General features: G+C 43.6%; 22 protein-coding genes. 9 read left to right on the top strand and 13 right to left on the bottom strand.

Annotation, left to right across the window (positions count from 1 at the left end; translation table 11 throughout):
* Window positions 1–17: 17 nt before the first annotated feature.
* The gene (locus CEF13_RS03280) at window positions 18–1,091 is read right to left on the bottom strand and encodes a Gfo/Idh/MocA family protein (RefSeq protein ID WP_102709401.1); all 1,074 of its coding nucleotides are present in this window, start codon (window positions 1,089–1,091) and stop codon (window positions 18–20) included.
* A 146-nt stretch (window positions 1,092–1,237) separates the two neighbouring features.
* Between CEF13_RS03280 and CEF13_RS03275 the strand changes: the two genes are divergently transcribed.
* Complete coding sequence (locus tag CEF13_RS03275) at window positions 1,238–2,092, top strand: helix-turn-helix transcriptional regulator (RefSeq protein WP_102709400.1); 855 nt, start codon at window positions 1,238–1,240, stop codon at window positions 2,090–2,092.
* Between the two features lie 60 nt (window positions 2,093–2,152).
* Here the strand turns inward: CEF13_RS03275 and CEF13_RS03270 are convergent, their stop codons facing one another.
* Entirely contained in the window at window positions 2,153–4,357 is a 2,205-nt protein-coding gene (locus CEF13_RS03270) for a helix-turn-helix transcriptional regulator (protein ID WP_243864662.1), read from the bottom strand.
* Between the two features lie 302 nt (window positions 4,358–4,659).
* Between CEF13_RS03270 and CEF13_RS03265 the strand changes: the two genes are divergently transcribed.
* Window positions 4,660–6,513 (top strand): patatin-like phospholipase family protein, encoded by a 1,854-nt coding sequence (locus tag CEF13_RS03265; protein WP_102709398.1) that lies wholly within the window; start codon window positions 4,660–4,662, stop codon window positions 6,511–6,513.
* A 99-nt stretch (window positions 6,514–6,612) separates the two neighbouring features.
* Here the strand turns inward: CEF13_RS03265 and CEF13_RS03260 are convergent, their stop codons facing one another.
* Both CEF13_RS03260 and CEF13_RS03255 read right to left on the bottom strand, forming a co-directional pair.
* A complete protein-coding gene (locus tag CEF13_RS03260; RefSeq protein WP_102709397.1) occupies window positions 6,613–8,307 on the bottom strand; it encodes a methyl-accepting chemotaxis protein in 1,695 nt (564 codons plus the stop codon).
* 8 nt (window positions 8,308–8,315) lie between these two features.
* A complete protein-coding gene (locus CEF13_RS03255; protein ID WP_244917039.1) occupies window positions 8,316–8,906 on the bottom strand; it encodes an HD-GYP domain-containing protein in 591 nt (196 codons plus the stop codon).
* Window positions 8,907–9,150: 244 nt separating this feature from the next.
* Between CEF13_RS03255 and CEF13_RS03250 the strand changes: the two genes are divergently transcribed.
* A complete protein-coding gene (locus CEF13_RS03250) occupies window positions 9,151–10,092 on the top strand; it encodes a tyrosine-type recombinase/integrase (protein ID WP_102709396.1) in 942 nt (313 codons plus the stop codon).
* 455 nt (window positions 10,093–10,547) lie between these two features.
* Here the strand turns inward: CEF13_RS03250 and fabF are convergent, their stop codons facing one another.
* Entirely contained in the window at window positions 10,548–11,786 is a 1,239-nt protein-coding gene (gene fabF / locus CEF13_RS03245; RefSeq protein WP_102709395.1) for a beta-ketoacyl-ACP synthase II, read from the bottom strand.
* A 131-nt stretch (window positions 11,787–11,917) separates the two neighbouring features.
* Between fabF and CEF13_RS03240 the strand changes: the two genes are divergently transcribed.
* Window positions 11,918–12,763, top strand: a complete 846-nt coding sequence (locus tag CEF13_RS03240; protein WP_102709394.1) for a helix-turn-helix transcriptional regulator — start codon at window positions 11,918–11,920, stop codon at window positions 12,761–12,763.
* Between the two features lie 76 nt (window positions 12,764–12,839).
* Here the strand turns inward: CEF13_RS03240 and CEF13_RS03235 are convergent, their stop codons facing one another.
* Together CEF13_RS03235 and CEF13_RS03230 are read right to left on the bottom strand one after the other, a co-directional pair.
* Complete coding sequence (locus tag CEF13_RS03235) at window positions 12,840–13,346, bottom strand: DUF4188 domain-containing protein (protein ID WP_102709393.1); 507 nt, start codon at window positions 13,344–13,346, stop codon at window positions 12,840–12,842.
* A gap of 23 nt (window positions 13,347–13,369) precedes the next feature.
* The gene (locus tag CEF13_RS03230; protein WP_102709392.1) at window positions 13,370–14,125 is read right to left on the bottom strand and encodes a Nif3-like dinuclear metal center hexameric protein; all 756 of its coding nucleotides are present in this window, start codon (window positions 14,123–14,125) and stop codon (window positions 13,370–13,372) included.
* Window positions 14,126–14,359: 234 nt separating this feature from the next.
* On the opposite strand from CEF13_RS03230, the gene CEF13_RS03225 reads away from it, so the two are divergent.
* Window positions 14,360–14,932, top strand: a complete 573-nt coding sequence (locus tag CEF13_RS03225; protein ID WP_102709391.1) for a permease — start codon at window positions 14,360–14,362, stop codon at window positions 14,930–14,932.
* Here CEF13_RS03225 and CEF13_RS03220 read toward each other — a convergent pair.
* Window positions 14,906–15,787 (bottom strand): aminoglycoside 6-adenylyltransferase, encoded by an 882-nt coding sequence (locus CEF13_RS03220; protein ID WP_102709390.1) that lies wholly within the window; start codon window positions 15,785–15,787, stop codon window positions 14,906–14,908. The genes CEF13_RS03225 and CEF13_RS03220 overlap by 27 nt on opposite strands.
* 231 nt (window positions 15,788–16,018) lie before the next feature.
* Here CEF13_RS03220 and CEF13_RS03215 point away from each other — a divergent pair, with 231 nt between their 5' ends.
* Both CEF13_RS03215 and CEF13_RS03210 read left to right on the top strand, forming a co-directional pair.
* Window positions 16,019–16,639: a TetR/AcrR family transcriptional regulator gene (locus CEF13_RS03215; RefSeq protein ID WP_166742844.1), complete on the top strand. Its 621-nt coding sequence runs from the start codon at window positions 16,019–16,021 to the stop codon at window positions 16,637–16,639.
* 33 nt (window positions 16,640–16,672) lie between these two features.
* Window positions 16,673–17,932, top strand: a complete 1,260-nt coding sequence (locus tag CEF13_RS03210; RefSeq protein WP_102709388.1) for an MFS transporter — start codon at window positions 16,673–16,675, stop codon at window positions 17,930–17,932.
* A gap of 66 nt (window positions 17,933–17,998) precedes the next feature.
* Here the strand turns inward: CEF13_RS03210 and CEF13_RS03205 are convergent, their stop codons facing one another.
* On the bottom strand, window positions 17,999–18,439 hold the full coding sequence (locus CEF13_RS03205) for a hypothetical protein (protein ID WP_102709387.1): 441 nt from the start codon (window positions 18,437–18,439) through the stop codon (window positions 17,999–18,001).
* Between the two features lie 217 nt (window positions 18,440–18,656).
* Between CEF13_RS03205 and CEF13_RS03200 the strand changes: the two genes are divergently transcribed.
* Complete coding sequence (locus tag CEF13_RS03200; RefSeq protein ID WP_102709386.1) at window positions 18,657–19,562, top strand: phosphotransferase; 906 nt, start codon at window positions 18,657–18,659, stop codon at window positions 19,560–19,562.
* A 69-nt stretch (window positions 19,563–19,631) separates the two neighbouring features.
* Here the strand turns inward: CEF13_RS03200 and CEF13_RS03195 are convergent, their stop codons facing one another.
* Genes CEF13_RS03195 through CEF13_RS03185 form a run of 3 tightly spaced genes read right to left on the bottom strand, consistent with a single transcriptional unit; the run spans window position 19,632 to window position 23,063 of the window.
* Entirely contained in the window at window positions 19,632–21,260 is a 1,629-nt protein-coding gene (locus CEF13_RS03195) for a glycoside hydrolase family 5 protein (protein ID WP_243864627.1), read from the bottom strand.
* A gap of 22 nt (window positions 21,261–21,282) precedes the next feature.
* Window positions 21,283–21,942 carry a response regulator transcription factor gene (locus CEF13_RS03190; protein ID WP_102709385.1) on the bottom strand — a complete coding sequence of 220 codons (660 nt, stop codon included), beginning with the start codon at window positions 21,940–21,942 and terminating at the stop codon, window positions 21,283–21,285.
* Window positions 21,939–23,063, bottom strand: a complete 1,125-nt coding sequence (locus CEF13_RS03185; protein WP_208414567.1) for a sensor histidine kinase — start codon at window positions 23,061–23,063, stop codon at window positions 21,939–21,941. The genes CEF13_RS03190 and CEF13_RS03185 overlap by 4 nt, the downstream gene beginning before the upstream one ends.
* A 141-nt stretch (window positions 23,064–23,204) precedes the next feature.
* On the opposite strand from CEF13_RS03185, the gene CEF13_RS03180 reads away from it, so the two are divergent.
* Window positions 23,205–23,876 (top strand): hypothetical protein, encoded by a 672-nt coding sequence (locus tag CEF13_RS03180; RefSeq protein WP_102709383.1) that lies wholly within the window; start codon window positions 23,205–23,207, stop codon window positions 23,874–23,876.
* Here the strand turns inward: CEF13_RS03180 and CEF13_RS03175 are convergent.
* Window positions 23,854–24,369: a DinB family protein gene (locus CEF13_RS03175; RefSeq protein ID WP_102709382.1), complete on the bottom strand. Its 516-nt coding sequence runs from the start codon at window positions 24,367–24,369 to the stop codon at window positions 23,854–23,856. The genes CEF13_RS03180 and CEF13_RS03175 overlap by 23 nt on opposite strands.
* Between the last annotated feature and the right edge of the window lie 51 nt (window positions 24,370–24,420).

Raw genomic sequence — 24,420 nt, 5'->3', positions numbered from 1 at the left:
TAGAGACCTTTTTTTGTCTATTCAATTCTTACTGCGGAGCTTTCCGCCTTCAAGCACAGCTCTGCGGCTTTGAATGCATGCTCCTGTGTCATTGCGTTCTCTGTGCGGTGAATACAATCAAGAATCAATTGGCCGAAGAACGGATACCCGACCAAGTCATCGACTTTAATATGCTGCTCTCCGTCCGCGTTAACCAAATAGAGATGCCCGCCTTTCTGATCACGAGCGATATCTACATATTTCCGCAGCTCAATATATCCCTCCGTACCTAGAATCAAGGTGCGGCCATCTCCCCAAGTGCTGAGTCCATCCGGTGTCAGCCAGTCTACCCGGAAGTAGAACGTCGCTCCATTATCTCCCACGAGCATCGCGTCCCCGAAGTCCTCCAGCTCTGGATAATCCTTATTGTGATAATTCGCTATCTGCGAGCGGACAATTGTCGCATCCTTTGCACCCGAGTACGTAAGAAACTGTTCAATCTGATGGCTTCCAATGTCGCATAGAATGCCGCCATATTTATCTTTCTCGAAAAACCATGCCGGTCGGTTCGCTGCGTTCAGACGATGAGGGCCCAGCCCCATTACTTGAACAACTCGCCCAATTGCTCCCTGATTCACTAATTCCCCGGCATATATTGCACATTCCACATGCAATCTTTCACTGTAATAGACCATATATTTTTTACCGGTTTTTTTCACTTGCTCACGAGCCTGCTCCAACTGCTCCAGCGTGGTGAACGGCGCTTTATCCGTGAAATAATCTTTGCCTGCCTCCATTACACGAAGTCCGAGCGCACACCTCTCTGAGGTGATTGCAGCTGAGGCAACTAGTTGAATTTTTGGATTTGATAATATCTCCATCTCTGAAGAGACAGGTACTGCCTGAGGGTATCGTTGTACGAATACTTGAAGCTTGGCCGGATCAGGCTCATAGACAGCGACTAGCTCCCCGCCCGCATCAATCAGTCCTTGACACATCCCGTAAATATGCCCATGATCAAGCGCAATTGCGGCAAATTGGAATTCACCGGGCTTTACAACCGGTTTCGGTTTCCCTTGTGGCGCGTAGTTCATTCCGTCCCTTTTTGACAAGTCCATACATCTCCTTTAGGTTCCATATTCTTCTTCATGTTAAACGAAGTAGGACTTCTTTTATCGCGCTATGTTGTGATAAAATACGATTATCTTGCGGTAATTGAAGCGGTTACATTTTCTCTGTGAAGAAAAGGAGAAATAAGATGTATAAGATATCCCATCCTCTTGAATTCGTTTATCGAAGAACGTCGGATCGCCATTTCTTCGAAGTTTTTCATGCGCATTCCCAGATGGAATTCACTTACGTACATGAAGGAATTGGGAATCTGATTATCGAAGGGAAAAGCTATGCAATCGAGCCGAATACATTAATGATTTTCCAACCGTTCCAGCTTCATCGCGTTCAAATCGATGTCGCCCCAGAACAGCCTTTTGTTCGGACGGTCATTATGTTTGAACCCGTATTATTGAAAGCCTATTGGTCAAGCTTCCCCATGCTGGAGGATCTGTTTCACCATATCTTGAATCGGAGCGACGGCAAGCCGCTGTACGGCATTCAAGAGTCTGAACTGCTTGTCGCGCTTCTAAAGCAATTTGATGAATCCCTGACCAACATGTCCGAGCATGAAAGGAATGAAGAAGCACACTTTTTCCTGCTCAGCTTTTTGCGCCAATTAAAGCCGCTGTGGCAAAAGCCCGATGATTCCTCCACCTCCATTGAAAGAAGACATAGTCATCGGGCTGAGGAAATTATGCAATGGATTGAACTGCACTACCATGAATCTTTTAGGCTGGAACAAATGGGCAACGATTTGCATCTGTCTCCTTATCATCTCGCCCATCTGTTTAAACAAGCTACCGGATCAACCATATTTGATTATACGAAGGCGACAAGAATAAGGCATGCATCCGTTTTTCTAATCCAAACAACGTTAACCATTCCAGAAATCGGTGCGCGGGTAGGCATTCCTGACCCTTCTTACTTCTGCAAAGTTTTTCGCGAGAAAATGGGCAGCACACCGCATCAATACCGGCTGCATATTCAGAAACGGAAATAATAAACAGCCGCTAATCCTAATTGCAGGATTAGCGGCTGTTGTTATTTAGAAGATAAAGCATTAAGTCCGATAGAGATAGCGATACTCGCCTGGCGGAAGATCGAAATTTTTTTTGAAGGCACGGTGAAATGAAATGACGTGGGTATAGCCTACTTGCTCAGCGATTAGTTGAATAGGCTCATTCGTTTCCAGAAGCATTCGCTTGGCATGAGCAAACCGCACCTTGAGAAGATAATCAATGAATTTCTCACCCAGCTCCTCCTTAAACAAGAAGCTGACGTTTTTGGGACTCACACCGAATAAATCACTAACTTGATTAAGGGATAGGTTCGGATCAGCATAATGTTGATCCATATATTGTTTAATTCGAACTGCAATACTATGATTGGATCTGTTCAACCGGTCTCGCTCAATCTCTTTGGCCAAATCACCCATGATCAATAATAGCTGACTGTGAAGATCCTCAACGGTTTCTACGTCGTTTGCCAGATTGCGAAATGGGTCCATAAATTGCTCACGCCATAATACTTGTATTTCTGAAGGAAGAGCATAAATCTCCTTTTGTAATTGGTGCACCAGATTGTTGGTGAAATTGCTCATGATCTCACGCGTCAACAGCATTTGAGTCATATCGGCCAGTATATCGTTTATTCGATCTACCCACTGTTGATCATTCACTCGATATAAGTGTGCCATCTCCAGCAGCGGCTGATACCAGTTTAACTTCTCCGTACCTGCTTTGGTACTTGCTAATGCATGATCAATAATTGAATTCGTCCCGAATACTGCTTTATAGGATACATTCAGGCTGGCACTGCGATAGGATTCTTCAATACAGCTTATAGAGCCGATCTCCTTGCCTATCCCTGAGGATAACGTCAATTCCAGATTGGTATTCACCCAGCCTCGATATTCTTCGCAAATATGCTGCAATACCTGATGGCCGCTGTTGTGCTGCAAATGAATAACGACAGCGATCTGATGCGGATGGACCCAAGCATGCCAAATATACAACTCTTTTTGTTCTGCAAGCTCTCTGAATGAATTCTCTACAATATATTTCAATAAATATTGGTCACTTGGGTTGTACCGTTCTGTAAACCCAGCATATCGATCAATCTCGAACACAATGACCCCAAGCTTCTCATAGGAGTAGGGCAATCCAAAGGCTTTCATCTGCTTCTCCCATTCCGCTTCGCTTATCGTCCGATAGCCCATGAGAAGGTCATAGTATAAGCTTCGCTGCCAAAGCAGTTTGCGCTCATTATGCAAATGATCATAATCTACCGTTTTTTCGAGCAGATGATCAATTGCACCTTCTATCAGCTTCAATTCATTGCTTGCCGATTTGATGCCTAGACCTTCACTTCTTCGAGTCGTATACGGATCAATCTTCCCCATAATCGTTTGAATTGGCTTGTAATTGATGTGCGTAACAATAGTAAACCAAATAATAGCAGGCAGAATGATCGCTAAACCAAATAAAATCCAAATGTTTGATAATAATGAAAGGATCGTGTACCCATTAGCATCTACGCTATCTGAATAAAATTGCCAGCCGGTATAATGCGAGACTGCGAACAGCGGCTTACTGCTAAAAGCTGCATGGTCCGTCTGAAACGGCTGATCATTCTCACCCATTAGGACGATGGAGCCTTGCGTATTATTATTCAGGTGGGTCAACGCTTCCAGTATGGAATTGACATTAACATTAACGACTATGGCTCCTTGTTTATCTGACGGATAAGGATAATATTTGAGAATAGAGACGACCTGAACATTACGATCCCTATTCGTTTGACGAATGTCTCGGGGATTAGTCCACCCCTCTAAGCCTGACTCCTCGTAAGCTGGAAGAAAGAACGGCAAGTCGCTGAAAGTATCCCGTGTATATATTTGAGAAGTCGTCAGAAATTCCTGTGTTTCTTCGTTATACAAATAAATCGAATTATCGAAAGGAAATGTGGATGAGAAATCAATCAATCTTTTCTGAATAATATAGTAGTCGTAGACGGTCTTTGGTGTATCGGAGAAGAAGGATTGCAGCAACTCGTCTTTATAAATTTGGCTAACGACATTTCGCTCGATTAACTGTAAGCTGGAATCCGTATACTGAACCATTTGTTGAAGAATGGCTTCGTTCGTTTCGATGTACTTATTTTTGGAGGAGCTATTCAGAGTCGTGAAGAAAACGAAAATAATGGAAGAAATGATGACAAAGAAAATGGGAGCATACGAGAGCAGCGTTCTATAATACCAATTCATCTTCAACTCAGATCAACCTTTCTGCATCAAGTCTCACCCACTATTAAAGCGCTTTCATAATTATAGCATGGCATCCTTATTTTTTGTACTGCTTGCAAATCCCAAATTGATTATTAACCAACACCTATATTTGTTGAAATTGGCTGGAAAATAGAGGTTTATATTAGATCATGTCGAACGAAATAAATAGCCAAATGTTTACAAAAATGAGATTGCACTTCAAGAGACATATGGTTCTGAAAAAAGTGAAAAAGAAGCTTAAAAGAGTATCGTATAACAGACCGACATGAGGAGGTACGAAATTGCTGCAACCCTATCAAGCCTATCCCATCATTAATCAGCTATCTGCCGGAGAATGGCAGCAGCTAGAGCTGGAGATAAAAGAACAACAGTATGTTTCTGATCAGCTTATTATGATGCAAGGCGAGGTTAGCGAGTGCGTCCATATTATTTTGTCCGGACAAGCGCGTGTTTTTATAGAGAACGAAACGAAGGTTGAATTAGCGTTGCTGCAAAGAGGCCATTTCTTCGGTGAGATGTCTTGCTTGACGGGCGATCCTGTCAGTGCTTTTGTAGAAGCGGTTGATTATCTTACTACGATAACCGTATCTAAGACAGGCATGCTGCTGTTAATGGATAAAAACGCTGATTTCCGCAACCAGATTATTGATGCTATGATTAAACGAATTCAGAACTCCAATGAGCGTGTATTAGAGGAGCATACGAAGAGCCAGTTGATTATGAAGCAGTATGAAACAGAGGATCGGGAACGCTCGGGCAATCTTATCGGCACAAATCCGGCCATGAAGCAGTTAATGGGCCATATTGAACGGTTGTCTGCAAAGCAAGATCACGTTATCCTCATTGGTGAAGCCGGCACAGGAAAGCGAAGTATCGCCAGGAAGCTGCATTATGCTGCTACACAAGGACAATATCCGATGCTGACCATTAACGGAAATGACTTTGACTTGCTTGCTTGGGATACAAAAATACGTGCGGCAAAGGGTGGTACCCTTGTCGTGGAGCATGCTGAACAGCTACCCGCCGACCTTTTGAAACAAATCGTGGAAACCGCTATTCAAACTCGTATCGTGCTCACAGCGGCACAACCCCTACATATAAACAACATTGCTTCACTTTACATCCCGCCTCTTCGCGAGCGGGTAGAGGATATCCCCCTGCTAGCTCAATATTTTGTAGAAAACGCGGGGGCAGATGATGCGGAATCGGCGATCTCTTCAGATGCACTTCGTCTGCTAAGTCTATTTCCCTATTTGACTAAGAATGTTGGGGAATTACAAGGCATTGTAACGGAAGCCTATATTGTTAGTGAAGGACGTACAATCTCCAGCAATCATTTGCGCTTTGGCCGAGCTCGCAAAGCAGGAGACCGCCCCACTATTGGGTTAGCACTCGGCAGCGGCTCTGTTAGAGGCATGGCTCATCTTGGCATATTGCGAGTGCTTGAAGAAGAAGGAATTCCTATCGACATGATAGCGGGTACCAGCGTCGGCTCGTTAGTAGGCGGTGCCTACGCGGCCGGAATGCCGGTGGAGGACTGTGTACGTGTACTTTCAACGATTCGCTGGCGTCAATTGGTTCGACCTACTATCCCCAAGCACTCGTTCGTCCATAACACGCCAATGATTGGGTTTATTGAACAGCATGTAGGCAAAAGAAATATTGAAGATCTGCCAATCCCCTTTGCTGCTGTCGCTTCGGATGCCTCAACAGGAGAGGCTCACATTATGCGGAATGGATTGCTCGCTCATGCGATCAGCGCAAGTACAGCAATTCCTGCTATTATGCGCCCCGTCCAATACCAGGGCAAAACGCTAGTCGATGGCGCAGTCGTTCATCCTGTCCCAGCGGCACTAGTGAAAAGCATGGGCGCCGATATCGTCATTGCTGCTAACGTATGTACGGAGTCCTTCTCCAAGGGGACAGCAAAACATTTTGTGGATTCTCTTCTGAATACCATCGATATCATGAGTGCAAAGATGGTGAAGGAGGAGCTGCAGCTTGCGGATATTGTTCTGCGTCCCGACCTCGGTCACAATCAAATCAGCTTCAAGGATTCACAAATCTGCATTGCTGCCGGTGAAGCCGTAACGAGAGATGCGATTATGCGTATTAAAAAGAAGCTTTCCTCTTAATAAATAGGGGCTGCGGAAGACCAACAAAACGGCCTGCCGCAACCCCCAAATAACGAACGCTATATTCAGCTTTACATACGCTTGCTTTCTTAAATTAGACTATATTTTGAATTTTCCAACTAAACTCTGCAGCTCCTCCGCCATATTAGACAAGAAAGAAGCAGACGAGGCGATTTCCTCCATCGAAGCCAATTGTTCTTCCGTTGACGCTGCTACATTCTGTGATTGCTCCGCTACGGATTTAGATCCTTCCGATATCTCTTCAATGGCATGCACCACTTGCTCCGAGCTGGCTGATATTTGCTGTGACGATGCGGATACATCCTGAACTAAATTGGACACCTCGTCAATATTCCGGTTAATTTCCTCAAATAACTGTCCGGCAATATGAACGACCCGAATTCCTTCATCGACCTCTTTAGCTCCAACTTCCATTGACTCAACCACATGATGGGTATGGGTATTAATCGTCGTGACCAGCTGTGAGATTTGTCCAGCAGAATTAGACGATTGTTCCGCTAATTTACGAATCTCATCGGCAACTACCGCAAACCCGCGCCCTTGCTCGCCTGCTCTAGCCGCTTCTATTGCTGCATTTAATGCTAGTAGATTCGTTTGTGCGGCTATCTCCGATATCACAGCTACTATGCTTTCAATTTCCTTGGAGTTGCCCTCCATCTCCGTTACAGCATTCGCTAAATGATCCATCTTATTATGAATAGAGTCCATCTGTTTAACCGTTGATTGTATAATTTGATTTCCTTCTAGTGCAATTTCGGAAGTTTGGATAGAAAGAGCAGAAGTCATTTGAGCGCTGGAAGCAATTTGTTGCAGCCCTGATGACATTTCATTCGTTGAACGAACACTCTCATCCACGTTTCTTGATTGCATATCCGCATTAGCCGTAACTTCTTGAAGCGTTAATGCGATATTTTCCGATACTTGATTGGATTGTTCCGCACTTGCCGTTAGTTCCTCCGAGGAAGCCGCTATATGTTCAGAGCTTATGCTGATTTGTTGAACTAAGCTGCGGAGATTTCCCGCCATCTGGTTAAAGGATTTAGCCAAAACCCCCACTTCATCCTTATTCTTCACCCGTATATCTTCTATCGTTAAATCGCCAAGTGCAATGCGTTCGGCGACATTCGCTATTGCGACAATCGGCTTTGAAATCATTCGCGAGCTGAAATAGCCAATCAATACCGCTAGAACAACAGCTAAAATACTAATGATAGAAACATTCATAGTAGCCGCTCTTGCTGTTTCTGTGTTTTTTGCGCTTGCCTCATCCATCGATTTCGTTTGGAAATCAGCCAGTTCTTCTGCAATCGGGTCAAGCTGCCTAGATAAACGAATAACATCGTTAACATAATAGTTGGTTATCTCATTAGAAGGCTCATTATTGTCAATCATTTGAATCAATAGATCATATTTCTGTTTGAACTCTTGATTTACAGCATCCAGCTTTTCTAAACCCTCTTTAAATTCCTTAATTTGAACCATGCCATTCGTTTCTTCTATTAGACTTATTACCCTATCGTAAGAAGCATTTAAATTATCCAAAGATTCCTGATCCTTAGTAATCATATATGCACGCAATCTGCTGGTTTCTTTAGCAACATGTACTTGTATTTTCTGTACATTTGATAAGATGACTACACGGCGATCAATGATATCCGAATATCCATCGTCTATTTTATTTAAGTAATACGAAGAGATACTGCTGGTAATGCCCAAAAGTAGAGCAATTACTAAAAATGATCCGATCAGTTTTTTTCCAATTGTTAATTTCATGCTGCACCTCATATAAGTATTTTGTAGTTATGATATATCACTTGAATAGAAGGAAATAAGCTTATGAATAGATCAACAAACTGCTTATCAAATTGCGTGCCGCTGTGGCACACCAGTTCTTCCTTTGCTTCCATAAACGTCAATCCTTTACGATAGGGACGATCAGAAACCATGCTGTCAAATGAATCAATAATCCCACATATTCGCGCGAAACGAGGAATATGTTTCCCACTTAATCCATACGGGTATCCTCTGCCATTCCACCGTTCGTGATGATATCGAATGATATCCAATATTTCATTGTCTACATCCCCATACGCAGACATCATTTCTGCACCGAATGAAGCATGCCGCTGCATGATTGTCCATTCTTCTTTCGTAAGTGCCGAGCGCTTTTGCAAAATGTTTGGATCAATAAACATTTTCCCAATATCGTGAAGGAGACCACCATGAAACAAGTGCTTGGTCTGCTCGTCATCCATGCTTAAGCGCCCAGCCATTAATTTACATAATTCACCCACCCTAAGACTATGTTCATATGTATCCCTATCTTTGGCCTTTAATAGCATCACTCTCTTCAAGCACAATTCATCTTCCACGTTATCCCACCCTTAACCCCCTTGAGAACTTAAACGCTAAGTAATATAATCAACAAATTAAAAGAAGAAGCTACGGCAAACGGAGGCTTAATAACTTTTCAGCCCCATCCTTCAATAAATACTCCGTTAACCGTATAATTAATGGAGTAAATATTTTAATTATATAATTATGTATTCATTTCGTTTGAACCGTTGTTCGCACAATTATCGTTGTTCGAATAATACAGGGAGGAAAAAAGCGTCCATGCTATCTCAGACCAATCAGTCTAAACTTCCAATCCGCGTAGAACACAAACAAAGCTATACAGATGATCAAATCGTCAATATGTTCTTCGCCACTTGTCAGCGTTCCAAGTTCACCATTAGAAATTACTTAAGCGCAATAAACAAGTTCCGCAGCTTCATTGGACAAAAAAGATTAAATGATGTCACATGGAAAGAAATCGAAGTATACAAAATTGGATTAGTTAATGGACTTTTCTCGAAGGACAACATGCCGAAAGCGCCTGCAACCGTTGCCATATATATCGCACCCTTGCGTTCTCTCTACAAATGGGGAAGTGATACCAATATCGGAATTTTTGATAAAAACCCATTAACCAGCATACGCACTCCTAAAATTACGATTACTAGCAAAAACAATTACTTAACAAAGCGCGAGGTGATTGTTTTGATTGAACAATTAAAAAAACAAGGGTCCCGGGATTATTTAATCGGCTTGACCCTTGTTCTATTAGGCTTGAGAGTATCTGAATTAGTCTCTATTGAAAGTAATCATTTCCATCCGGACCCGGAGGAAAACTCAATTTGGTTAACGATACATGGCAAAGGCGGCAAGTATCGCGAGGTGAAGGTGCCTCAAATGCTATGGTCCTTATATAACAAGCATCTATCCCATCTCTTTCACTCTGCAAATCAAGTTGTTTTCCCTGTATCTGTGCGACAAGTTGAGAAAATAATTAAAAAGGCACGTGAACAATGCGGCTTGGGCAAAAAGGTTACTCCGCATTGGCTCAGGCATACGAATGCTACCTTAGCTTTGCTTAGTGGTGCAACACTTCAGCAGGTTCAAGAATCACTTGGGCATACGCATATTAATACGACCCAGCGATATCTTCATACGGTTCAGCAAATAGAAAAAGCAGCGCCAGACTTTGTTGAAGCCTATTTAAAGGCCAGTTTATAGTCATATACGCCTAATGCGGTTGTAATATTGATCCAATTTTACTATAATGTAATAATGTAGTATTTTGTAGAAAAAACAAATATAAAGAAGAATTTTATCGAAAAAGAACGAACAACGATAATTGTGCGAACAACAATTTTTGTATCATATGGAATTCATTATTATAGTGAACGTACGCTGATGCTTGCACTTTTTGAGTGTGGGATTTTCTTGTTTTTCGAGAAATGATCCCCCTTATTGTCCCTATGAAGAATCAGTATATCAATGAAGTACAGAACATACCACTAAATACGAACGACCATTTTCTACCATTTAATGAGGATGAGTTTCAAACAAATTTCGATAATATTCGACTTTATTTATTATTTCATGGTTATTACATAATTAAACAAAGGATACATGATTAAAGCATGTGAAAAGGGATGAAACCACTGATAAGTGATTTCATCCCTATTTTATTCGCTATATTTCTTGAGAACGATAACCGCGTTATGACCGCCGAAACCGAAGGAGTTAGACATTCCGATAGTCAGATCGGCTTTGCGAGCCACATTAGGCACATAGTCTAAATCACATGCCTCATCCTTCTCGTGTTGGTTAATGGTCGGAGGTATGATTCCATTCTGCAAGCTTTTCACTAAGGCAATAGCCTCTACGCCTCCCGCCGCTCCAAACATATGTCCCGTCATCGATTTATTAGCTGTAACCGGAATACGATAAGCATCTTGACCGAATAATTTCTTTATTGCCGCCGTTTCCGATTTGTCCCCAAGCTCTGTGCTCGTGGCGTGTGCACTAATGACATCCACCTGACTAGGTTGTATCTTGGCCTCATTCAGTGCTAATTTCATCGCGCGGTAAGCGCCTTGGCCCTCCGGATGGGTTGCTACCATATGATAAGCATCCGAGCTGGCGCCATAGCCGATGACCTCCGCGTATATTTTAGCCTTCCTGCGCAGTGCATGGGATAGTGATTCCAGAACCAGAATTCCAGCTCCTTCCGCCATTACAAACCCGTCCCTTCCAGCATCAAAAGGCCGGCTAGCCTGCTCGGGATCATTGTTTCTCGTCGATAATGCGGTTGCGTTCGAGAAGCTTGCCAGCGATATCTCCGTAATCGCTGCATCAGATCCTCCGGTAAATAAGATGTCAGCCCTTCCGGCTTGGATCTGATAGAACGCTTCTCCAATAGCTGTATTCCCTATCGAACAAGCCGTTACGGGAGATAATGTTGAACCTAATGCACCAAGCTTAATGCTAATTAAAGCCGCCGCCATATTGGAGATCATCATCGGAACTAAGGTAGGGCTTACCCTCTCCGGCCCTCTTGCGTTCAGCAGGTCATGCTGATCCATTAATGTTCCGATTCCCCCAATTCCGGAGCCAACATAGACGCCCATTCGTTCTTTGTTCACTTGTTCCAGATCGATGCCGGAGTCAATTAAAGCCTGATCGGCTGCCGCCAAAGCAAATTGACTGAACCTATCCATGCGCCGTGCTTCCTTCAGGCCGAACAGCTCCTTAGCCTCAAAGCCTCGTACCACACCTGCTATATGAACCTTGAATCGAGAAGTATCGAAAGCATCAATAGATGAAATGCCTGAATCTCCCCGTACTAACCGATTCCAGAATGTCTCGACATCGTTTCCGAGCGGCGTGATCGCACCCATACCCGTTATGACGACTCTTTCCATATCCAATTCCTCCTTGATCCGCTTCGAATAAAACCATATCATCATCATGTCACGCTCATTATCCTATTACAAGTTGTTGTTTATCCTAGTATAATGAATAATATGATAATTAAACGAAAGGACGTGCAGCCATGAATCCTCAAGTTAGGCTTCAAGCATTATCTCAATTTCTAAAAACCCAAAGAGCTAAGCTTACGCCTCAATCCGTCGGTTTACCCGAAGGAATTCGCAGAAGAACTCCTGGACTTAGGAGGGAAGAGGTCGCACAATTAGCTGGCGTTAGTCACACCTGGTACACCTGGCTCGAACAAGGACGAGACATCAAAGTATCGTCTTCTGTCCTCGACAACGTAGCCATGGCTTTGCAATTAACCGTCGATGAGCGGAAATACTTATTTTCATTAGCATTAGAAACTACATCTGGCATAAGCCCGCTTAAGGAAGAGCTTCCTGAGATCAGCCCGGCCTTAACCATTATTCTCCAAGAGCTTACCTATTGCCCAACTATCATCTCCGACCGCAAATGTCACATTGTCGGATGGAATGCTGCTGCTGCACATGTCTTCTTAGATTTTGAGCAAATTCCGCCTGAGCAGAGAAACATGATACGCCTGTTGTTTACAAGAAAAGAATTTCAGCGGCTTGCCGTTAATTGGGAGCAGTTCGCTAGCAGCTATCTAGCTATATTCCGGGCTTATTATGGACAATACGTTGATGATGAATGGTACGAGGAGTTTCTGAAAGAAATGAAAGAAACACATCCTGATTTCAATCGCTTGTGGGAGCAAAGCAAGGTGAGCTCCGCACCAGAGGTATTACTGGAGTTTAGGCATGCCAAGGCAAGAAAAATGCTTTTCCAGCTTACATCGCTGCAGGTCCATGGCGGTACGGATTTAAGATGCAGCATTTATACACCCGCTCCGGATTCCTCTACAAGATCGAAGCTTAAAAATTTGATGCAGCATGATCCCTCATAGCAGAGTTACAAAGAGCAACAACCTTTTTACTATATGCAGTCAATTGTTGCTGAAAAACACCTGAACGTTCAGCAACTTAAGGATTAGGAGGTGTTGGAACAGCTGGTTCTCCATCTCCGCCCAGTCTTCCGCTTGCCGTTTCTTTTTTACCCGTCGCAGAGACGTGGCTTCCTGCTTTGGCAAGGCCGAAGACAGGCATATTGTTATAGAGACATTCATACTGTCCTTCCGGAACAAGATAGGTTTCATGATATATGCCGACTACACCGCTCGTACCAACCTTCTGATTGAAATTGCGCCATGCCTCAAGATGGACCGCTCCTTTCCGAGCATACCGTTCCAGCTGCTCGAACGACTTCCAATACTGAATAAGCGTGACCCCTCTCCAAGATACATGAAAACTAGCATCTAGAAACCCCAAATCAGGATTGCGGTACAACTCCTGAATCATTGGATTCATTGCCTTAAATACCGGCAGCCACTTATGTATAGCCCATAACTTATTGACTCTCATGCCAATAATAAAAACAACGAAAGACCCCTCCATTTGTGCCGTAAATCGGCCAGGTATAACTTTACTCACGCTCGATTCGCTCCTTTAGCTAATTATTCAAAATGTTCTTCCTTTAATTCTATTAGCTCCAAATCATTAAACTTCTCCCTAAGCTTTTCAGCCAATGCTCTAACGCCAAATATTTCAGTAAACGTGTGGCTTCCTACAATCAGATTCATACCGATGTATTGTGCGAACTGCACCGTATATAAGGTTTTTTCGCCTGTTAAATACGCATCGCATCCTAATTGAAACGCATCACGAATATTGTCTGTCGAATTACCAGCCCCTGTTATAATCCCCACTCGCTTTATATGTTTATCTGAATTTTTCCAAGCTTTCACTTCTTCATTCAGTACATTTTCCACCCGATCAACTAACTCTTCAAAAGTCAGGTAATCCATAAATTCTCCTATTCCCGGGAAGCTTCTACCTTCACCATGATAGGATGCTTGAAGAAGATCATTGATTCCAAGGGCTTTAAACAACGAGCTGCAAGTACCAAACTCCGCGTAATCCAAAGGTAAATGGACGAAATAATGGCTGATTCCATGCTCTTTAAGAAGTGAATGACATTCTTCCTTCATACCATATACAAAATCCCATGCATCATGATGTGTAACAATTAAGCCCACTCTATTCTCGGCTGCTTGTCTAACAATCGCGGGAGTAATATTAGTGGAATAGCCTATCCTCTTCATTTCTTTCGGACCAAACTGGTAAAACGCATATTCTTCTCCCTCTGCAAATTGCTTTAGCAGCTGACCAAAAATCAGGTCCATTGTTTCACTAAATTGTTCTACTAGCATATGATCTCTCCTTTCAATCCATAATGAGCTGCCATCTTCATTATGCACGCTCCACTTGCATTAGTAACTCATAAAATTCTCATTGACAAAAACTAATGTAGTTAGTTATATTATAACTAATGATATTAGTTTTAGGGGGAGATTGCTTTGACCTTTATTCTGTTTCTTGCTTTATTCATCGGATTATGCGGTTGGCTGGATACTTCCCTTCATTCAAGAAAGGATGTGGGCTAAATGTTTGCAGGGCATTTCGGAATTGCGGCTGCTGTAAGGGCAAAGAGCCCTGAGGTTCCTCTATGGGCTTTAATGGTTGCCACTCAGTTAATCGATATCGCTTTTGTACCTTTGTTGTTAACGGGAGTCGAAACGATTGATTCTTCAGCCGGTATCGGTTACGGCGAGGGAGTCATTCACGCAGATTATACTCACTCCTTGGTTGGCATGCTCTTCATTGCATCGCTCGCTGCTCTGGCAGCTGCCAGAGCATGGGGCAAACGAGCAGGCATCATTATTGGGGCCGTTGTTGCCAGTCACTGGGTGCTCGATTTGATTGTGCACCGTGCTGACCTTCCGATTCTTCCAGGAAACCTAGGAAATTTATCGCTGCTTGGCTTCGAGCTATGGAAATTCCCTTTATGGAGCGCTGCAGCTGAACTGCTAATCGTTGCCGTTGGTTTTGTGATGTATGCTCAATCTCTTCGGCGGAGAAACGTGCTTAAGCAGAACAAAATACGAGTATGGACGACCGCGAGCATTATGGGCATTTTGCTCACCCTGTCGTTAATCAGCGACTTTTTCGGCTTTTAATTCAAATGAAGCTTGCTGCTCTTCCAACCAAGCTTGAATATTCGAAATCAAGCTTACTGGATACGTATAGGAATAAATATGAGCAACTTCAGAAGACAAGCGGCTAAATAATTCAAAAGATGCCATTAATGCTTTCCAACTATTTGTTGGATCATAATCACCGAATGATAGCTTCAAATGATCTATTATTTCTTTATCTGCCCATTCATTAATAAATTTCCCTGCGTGCCATGTATCATATGAAGCTCCATGTAGCGCTTTGGCATGCCATTCAATCATCTGCAGCAGCAGCTGCTTGCAATCTTTATCCCTTTGATTGACTATGTACATCTCACCGCGCAGCACTTGTTTAGCCACATATAAACAAGCGAATCCAAACATATTTACAACCTGTATAAATGCATCTTGATTGATTGGAGGATTATTAGGCGCCATCGTCGTTGCAGGTAAAAGCTGTTGTCCTTTCCCGGTCTTATCAACAAGCAGCTTTGCTCCTCGTTGGAAGCCTAGAGGAATTTTGTTAGATTGGATCAAGGATTCGAAATCAGAGACGTGACGAAACAAAAAGTCAACCTGCAACCCTTGATCAAAGAGAACGAGCTTCTCTGGATCACCTCCGGCAGTTTGAAATAAAAAACTTGTCCAGACCTCACCAATATCTCGCAGCCATTCGTCGTTTTGAAAATAAAATGGTGGATTTGTTGAAAAGACCACGGCATCTATATCGGAAAACTCGTCAAATGACTTATCTGCCCTCGCTCTTGAGCCTACCATGTAGATTGCAGTTATTTCATCATTGCTTTGGCCCCATGCAGAAATACGCTCTTCAAGCATGTTGTATTTATCAATCGTCATCAGCCTTCCTCCGTTTACACTAAATTCCAATTACGAACACATTTATCGTATTATAAAATATGGAGTGCTGCCTCCTTCTGAGGATGTATTTAGTGTTGGGTTCGAGCAGTAACAACCGTGTATTTTCACCACATTAAACGATAAATGGAAAAAATATGTTGTAAAATGAACCGTGTGTCATTATTATAAATGACAGATGGTTCATTTTTATTAGGAAGGCAGGATATTACGATGTCGCCGAAAATTACTGACGAACAAAGAGAACAGCGAAGACAGCAGCTTCTCAACGCTGCAAAGCTTGTATTCATCCGAAAGGGCTATGAGCCGGCAACCATGAAGGATTTCGTGGAGGAGGCGGGAATGAGCCGAGGTTGGATTTATCTTTACTTTCAGACAAAAGAAGATATATTCGAAGCGCTAATGGAGCAACAAGATCTTGAATATGAATGGTTTATCAGTGAAGCGTTAAAGAAAACCGCATCCGTCTGGGAAATTATTGATGGCAGCTTTACACAACTAAAAAACGAGCTCATGTTTATGACAGACAGCATTTTACCAACCTTTTATGAATATTACCTTACAGGATGGCGTGATGAGCAGCGAAGGATGCGCCTAGTAAGCCGCTACAAGAGCGGCATCGCACGCTTCGTCAAATTACTGCAGATCGGCGTCGACCGAGGTGAGTTCATTCCTTCCATGCCGCTGGACCTCATTGGGCAAATCACCTCATCCTATCAGGAAGGAATTATGACCCATACGCTCGCGGTAGGAGCAGAAAAGGCAAATACTGAACAGCAGCTTAGCGCTCTTTCCACTTATTTGCGGCAGCTGCTTGGAATTCCGAGAGAATAGGCTAACCATAAAAGTCTAGAGGAGATGAATCAAATGCTCGCTTTGTTTCGCAATCCTACATTCGTTAAATTGTTTTTTGCCGCCTTTGCCTCCCAGCTCGGTACGGTAATCGGTAATATGGCTTTTGCTTTCTACCTGCTGGACCATTATAGCTCTCGACCCGATTTGGCATCTTTGGCAGAGCTGATGTATGCATTGCCGACTCTCGTTGTATTTTGGCTGGTGGGGGTGCTTGCGGATCGGCTAGACCGTAGGTTTATTGCCGCTAATAGCGACTGGATTCGTGCCGGACTATCGGGGCTGCTCCTTCTGGTCGTACATCAAGATTGGTTAATTGCCGCCTTTGCAATATTATTTCTGCGCAGTGCTATAGCCAAGTTTTTTGGCCCTGCTGAGATGGGGCTAATGCAAGGAAGTATGAAGGCTGAGCAGTATGTGCATGCGGCAGGGTTAAATCAAATGCTTATGGGTGTGTTCATGCTCTTTGGCGTGAGTTTGGGGGCAACGGCTTATCATTTTGTTGGCATTGAAGGGGCTATCATCATTGACGCGATGAGCTTCATTCTATCGGGTATTTTAATCTTATTATGCCGATTTCCTCAAGAAGTACGTTTACCAAACGGAAAAGCACGTATGCAAGATCTTCGTTTGCGCATGATCCTTTCCGACTTTCTTCAAGGACTTCGATATATCCTCAAGCGAAAATTACTCCTAAACCTCATATCAGGCTTCCTTGTCTTTGGAGTTGTAAACGGAGTTTTTGCGGTGCTTCCTATCTTCACAATGAAATACAAGCTCAGCCCCGACAATTATGTGCTTCATTCCTCTTTCATAACCATTTTTCTCGGCATCGGTTTTTTAATCGGGAGTGTTATTAGCCCCATGTTTATCAAAAAATTTACGAAAACGAATGTCTTGATTACCGGCCTCTTCCTGGCCAGCATCCTCATTATCATTTTGGGCTCCGTTGGCCACATCTGGATGTACTTTCCGGTTGTTCTGATTACTGGCATCATTCTAGCGCCTGTTAATATCGTGCTTGGCGGCTGGATGCCCGAGCTTGTTGAGCCTCAAAGCATGGGGCGCGTCAATGCTTGGATTGAACCGATCATGATGCTCGGCTACTCAGCTGCACTCGGCATGATATCGATTGCTTTCCCAGCATGGATTTCAATCACCTGGCTTTATTACCTGCTTGGTTTTTGCATGATAGGCGTCAGTATATACTATTGGTTGACTCTGCCTGCTTTAACAACAAAATCCCAGCATATTCAAGATCAGGCGGTTGGCTAAAAAAAAGCAGAGCAACGGAGGATATACCTCGCTTGCTCTGCATTCTATTTTGTAATTAATAGCTATTCAGTTATGCTTTATGTCAACATTTTGTTTATCACCGTTATAATACACTTCTATATCGTTAGGTTTTCTATTTATTTCAAATTTGGCTGTAATCGTATTTTTAACTTCATTATCATTATTAGCTTGGACGTCAGTGATGAATATTTTCAATGTTTCTTTAGCTTTTTCAACTCTTATTTTGAATGTATTATAAAGGTTTTTACCATCATTTTTATTAAAAAACAACCAATACTCGTACCTCGATTCATCGTGCTGTTCATAGAATACATGTACGCCTTTATTCTGATTTAGAGCTGCCATCCATCTAGTAATTTTCTGATTTATCTCATTCTCGTTTTCGATAACAGTAACCTTTATTTCACTTCTATTTAAATTGAAAATTATAATGACTGCAATAATAGATATCATTACTAAGCAGCCGACTGCAATGCTATTTCTCAATTTAAAGCTCCTTTTATTATGCATGATTTCCCTATCAACGAAAGGTCATTAAAACAAGGAAATTGCATTGATCTACAAATAAAAAAAGAGTCCCGAATTTTTCCAAGACCTTATTCAACATCATAACAGAAGGGAAATTATAAGTCTATACTTTAATGCCTATTTATGTAAATATAATTCCCGTAACCATCCATTTAATACGGGAGGAAATAATAATATGATTCCAGAATGTTTCTCTGCTTATCGCTCGTTCATACCCATGCTAGAAGAAGTAGCCGAATGGTCGCTTTTGAGGAAATGGTCACTTTCTGAAGTTTATAGGGTAACATTGAAGTCAGGCGATACGCGAATTATGAAATGGGGCGGGAAAGAAATGGCTGTTGAATCCGCCATTTACCAGCAGCTAGTCTATCCATTAGAAATTAAATCTCCCTACATTTATGACTTTTTTGAAGGAGATAATAGCGCAGTAATGATTATGGAGGATGCTGGAATAGAAAATTTAGAGCAGAGGCCAGAGCCTGAGTATTTTCTAGAGGCCGCAAGGGAATTAGCAAGGCTGCGCGAGAAAGCATCCGAAAAGCTGGAAATAACGATTCCGAGCAGTATTATTCGTTCATACACCGTGTCGGATGAACATTTCCTAGCCCTTCTGGACGATCTTATTCGTTCGCACCATTTCTCAGAAAATCGCACTCTTTCAAGCCTAAGAGAGACGTTTCCATCCGAGCTAAAAAAATTGTATCAAGCCATCCCTCTTACGCTGGTCCATCATGATTATCATGCTAAAAACCTTTTGATCCAAGGGGAACACATTTTGCCGATTGATTGGTCCATCGCTTATTTAAGTCCCCATCTTGGTGATTTATATTGTTTAATTACGGAAGCACATGCTTGGTGCAACCTATCGAAGGATCATATTTTATCCGCATATATTAATGAAAGCCGTACTGATTTATCCCTTGAGCAGCTTAACTGGCAGCTAAGAATCGGCGGTTTATGCTGGCTCATTAAAACACTGAGGTGGCTCGTTTACGGAGGTACAGATACTATTCCAGGCTCAGAGGCTTGGATACCTGATTTAATGAATGATTTAGAAAGCCTGGCGGAAGAAAGCATTTAAATCGTTTATCGCATAAAAAAATGTGATGCCGGCAGTATGCTGCTGCCGTTCATCACATTTGTAGTTCTCTTATTCATTAGCCAAAGAAAATTCAAGCCAATCCACGTCTACTTGCCCGCTAAGAACACGAAGGATAACGCGAACCGCTCCTTCAGAAACATTAATGTTCCCCAGAAGCAAGCTCTCCTGCCATTGCTCACCGCTAATCTCAACCTCTACTGATTCATGACCTTCTATTTCAACGGACAATACCGCCCGGCCTTCAGCCGCGAGCATCCGTGCATGGAGATCGAATCGCCTTGCCTCGACGCATAAAGCATCATATGCGAGCCAATCGCCCGGATACAGCTCCACACATACCGTATTATCCTCGGCCCATTCTTTTCCACCCTCTGAATGATAGCTAGGCAGCTCGGTCTTGCCCGTAATCATCCTCATAGGAACACCATCACTCGCACGCAGCCCTATCTTATTCTCTCTCTTCTGCACAATACCGAAGCCAACACCTTCACCTTGTCCATAAAATTCAGCAGGGATTTGGAGCGGAAGTTGACGCAGCAGCGACCGCGATATGTTAGGAAAAGCATCGCACTCTTCAAGTCTCAAATTATCGAGGTATTGATTCAATATGGCCTCTGCTGTGGCAGCATCCGGCTTAGCGCCCCCGTCCAAATAGTCCGTCAGCAGATTCCAGCCTTCAGGCATGCGAATAGAGTAAGGAGAATTGGATGTGCTCATCTTCTTCCACGTCCAGAAATTCCAAGATATTTGATGGTCCTCGAACATCTGGAATGCTCCACTGTACCACTGCGCGTTATTTTCTCCGCCTTCGCCCATATAGATCGGCACATTCCATTCCTCGCGCTTATCCAGATACTTCTGGATGCTTTCCGTATCCGGATTGTTCCAATATTTATGGAATTGCAGCATTACATTATCATCAAATTTCTCATTGAAAATACTCCAGTCCGTCGACCAATGAACCCCTTCAATAATAATCATATGACGCTTGTCTACTTCACGTATAGCAGCTGTAATTTCCTTGTACAGCGGCATCACTTGATCGTTGTACTGACTGAACCAGTCTGGAAGCGGTTCATTGAAGAGGTCGTATCCGGCCACAATCCAATCATCCTTATAGCGTTCAGCGAACATACGCCAGATTGCGATCGTCAGCTCCTTATTTCGCCGGTCCATAAATAGCTCTGGCAGATCATTCTCCGAATCATCGATGTTCGCTCCCGTTTGTCCGCCCGGCGCTCCATGCAGATCCAATATGACATAGAGCTTGTATGTTCGGCACCATTCGATGACTTGATGAATCCGTGCTAGCCGCTTCTCATTAAAGACAACACCATCGCCTTCCTCTAATATCCCGCGGGCATTGATCGGAAGCCGTACGGAATTATACCCCTGCCGGGCGACCTCGCGAACATCAATTTCGTCCACATAGCGTTCCACATACATATCCCAGAACAGAGATGCTTTCTCTTCGCCGATTAAATCCTTCACCATCGCCTCGATCTTGCGCGGACGGTCTCCTCCCGCCGGGAGCTTCCACATATAACCTTCCGGCAGCAGCCAGCTTCCGAATCCTACACCTCTCCATACAATCTCTTTGCCGTCACCATTAATTATTCTTTTTCCGTCCGCTTTAACGAAACCGCTTACATCATTGTTAACCATATTTATTCTCATAGCCGAATTGCCTCCTTGTTTATTAATATAGCCCTCGATCGAGAGCCACTTTAATCGCTTCCGCACGATGCCGTGCCCCTAATTTCGCATATAAAGTAGAAACGTAGTTTTTCACGGTGCCTTCGCTTAGAAGAAGATCTGCTGCAATCTCCTTATTCGTAGCCCCTGAGCATATTTTCCGTAACACAGCCAAATCCCTAAAGGTTAGCACCTCTTGGGCTTCGCCTGAATGCGAGCCGGCCAGCCGCGTACGGAATTGAATTTCCGGGGCATATTTTCTCCACTCAACCGTCCACAGCGAAGGGTCCCAATTGTTCCCGGTAATTGTCCTAATCGCCGTTATAAGAAGATTAGGCGGTACTTCCTTTATTAAGCAGGCCGCAGCGCCAGCATTCAAAGCGTCCAAGAGCCATTCTTCTTGATGAAAGGTCGTTAACACGATAATCTGAGGCTGGGGTATCATCTCCAACGCCCTTATTCGGCGTATGGCGGTTACGCCATCCATATCCGGCATTCTTAAGTCCATTAAGATGAGATCTGTTGGGATATCTACCATCGATGAGACAGCCTCTGTCCCTGTGGCGGCAGTCCAGGAAATAGCCATATCCGGCTCCAGCCCCAATATGATGGCGAGACTTTCCCTTATTAATGCTTGATCCTCGGCAATACCTATTCGAATCATTCGGCAAGCCCTCCTATTTCCCGGCTGTAAGGAAGCGTTACAGAAATAGTGGTTCCTCTTCCGCCCGCACTCGATAATTCCAACAGTCCCCCATTTGCATGCACGAGCTCCTTCATCGTTTCGATTCCGATTCCGTAAGCAGACTGGGATGCAGAGAGAGAGTCGAAGCCTTTCCCGTTATCTGCTATGGTAAGACGAATTTCCTCTTCCCCAGACTCGACGGCCACATGGATCTCTTCTGCCTCACCATGACGAATAGCGTTTGTTATGGACTCGATGACCGTCCGGGCGATTGTCTCAGCAGTGGTAGCAGGGTTGTCTAGCCGCTCCCAATTTAACGCAGGAGACATGCTAAACAAGATCGGTTTGTTCATAACCGCGCTAAAGCGATAGATGGATTGCTCCATAAATCTTATCCAGTCCGCTGGCATTTGCCTCCCGCTGCTCCACTGAGTCACAGCATTTCTCATTTCCTGCAAGCCTTCCAATGAAGCTTCCCTGGCTTTCGTTATAAACGCTATCCTTTGGTCTCCATCCATCCTGAGCGCGACATCCAGCGCCCGGGCTATGGCAGTCCAATATTGACCTGTCCGATCGTGAAGCTGCCTAGCGATGCGCATCCGTTCTTCGTCTTTTGCCCTCAATTCTCTTTCCAAGGAAGCTATAGCAATCAGTCGCTTGGCTTGTTCTCGCTCTCTCAAGAGAGCACCTAGAACCAGTGCATATAAGCCTACAATAATGAGCAGGCTCAGTTGAAGATACGGGCTGGATTGATACAAGTAATGAATTCCTACAATCGAGGCTATATCCAGCAGCGCCATCCATACGTAATCCTGCCATTTCAGATGAATGCAGGAACGGACGAGAGGAGAGATCAATACGAATAGAACGACTCCGTCCTGAAGTATGAACGCCCAAGCCCAAATGAGAGCCGTCTCTATTAGGATGCCTAACCTTAACGTGGACGCAGCGGAATCCGGACGTTTCCATTGATCGCCAATACACCAGAGGAGAATAATTGCGCTACTGATCCATTCCACCCACGACCATTGTTTGGCTTGTAAAAAAGCGCCTATCCAAACAAGCAAATAACCTGCCAATCGCAATAAAATAAATGTCATCCTCAATACGATTCCTCCCCCTATGGCGAAGAGATGACTCTGCTCAGTATCCATGTGACTAATATGTACATTAAGATTAACCTATCACACGGAAACACCAATTCTTATGCAAGATTTTAAAACTAGAGGAGGGGCTCATGAGTGTTAGCAGGACATTATTCCGTCAGCTATCTGCTAAAAAAAGCAGACTCTAAAATTAAGCTTTGGCAGTTGTTTCTGGCCGTTCAATGGTTGGATGTCGTATGGAGCCTATTCATCCTGCTTGGAATCGAGAAAGCCGATACGCAGCATCCTCTTCCGGCCAGCCCCATTCACTTAACGTATATGCCTTATACGCACGGGTTTCTCACTTCCTTGTTGTGGTCAGGTATAGCGTACGCTGTGTATAAAGCGGTCTACTCGGGAAAAGGAAACCGGAAATCGGCACTCATCATCGCCGCGGCCGTTTTCTCGCACTGGCTGCTGGATTTGATCGTACATGATCATGATTTGCCTATGCTGGGCAACCAATATAAAGTTGGTTTCGGTGTTTACCATAGTATTTTTTGGAGCTTATTTATCGAATTCGGCTTGCTGTTAACCGGAATGCTAATCTATATGAGGTCTATGAAAAATCAGGAGACCTCTCCGAGTAAATATGGAATGGGCCTTGTTTTTGCCGCTTTATTTCTCTTCAACATGATTTCCATATGGGGGCCACACCCACCCAACGAGAAAGTCGTCGCCATATTTAATTTATGTTATTATATCGGCTTCACTTGGATCATTTATATATTGGAACGCCACAAAGCTAAGCCAAATATCTTTCCTTAATGATGTTTAAATGATGAAGCTCATGTCCTGCAATAATATACGCCAAAGCAGCTGCGGACACCTCGTGTCCGTTAGCGACGCCCCTCCTTGCCCATGCTTCGTTGGATAATCCCCGAAGCAAGCAAAGCGTTGATTGCCGTACGGAAGTGAAATCCTCAATTCGTTCCGAGAATAGCGATGAATCAAAGGTGGCCCCTTTTATGAAATCATTCTCGTCAAATCCGGCAAGAGGCGTATGATCCCCTCTCGCAATTCGGAGCAAACGATAGCCCATAATTCGTTCAGTATCTGTAATATGGCCCAACACTTCTTTCAAGCTCCACTTACCTGCCGCGTACCGGTACATGGCTTTTTCCTCGGATAGACCTGACAGAAAATCGACTGTAGATTTGAGAGATTGAGACAAAGAAGCTTGAATATCTCCATCTGGAACTAAGCTGACATAAGTATTATAGTAAGAAGGATAATCCTCCTTGGAGGGTCTATGGAACATTCGATGATCTTCCTTTCCTTATTTTCACATATAATAACATTTTATTCGGAA

The sequence above is a fragment of the Paenibacillus castaneae genome, from assembly GCF_002884445.1.
Taxonomy (GTDB): Bacteria; Bacillota; Bacilli; order Paenibacillales; family Paenibacillaceae; genus Pristimantibacillus; species Pristimantibacillus castaneae.
The sequence above is the reverse complement of the archived record's forward strand: the minus strand, read 5'-3'. Positions and strand labels throughout refer to the sequence as shown.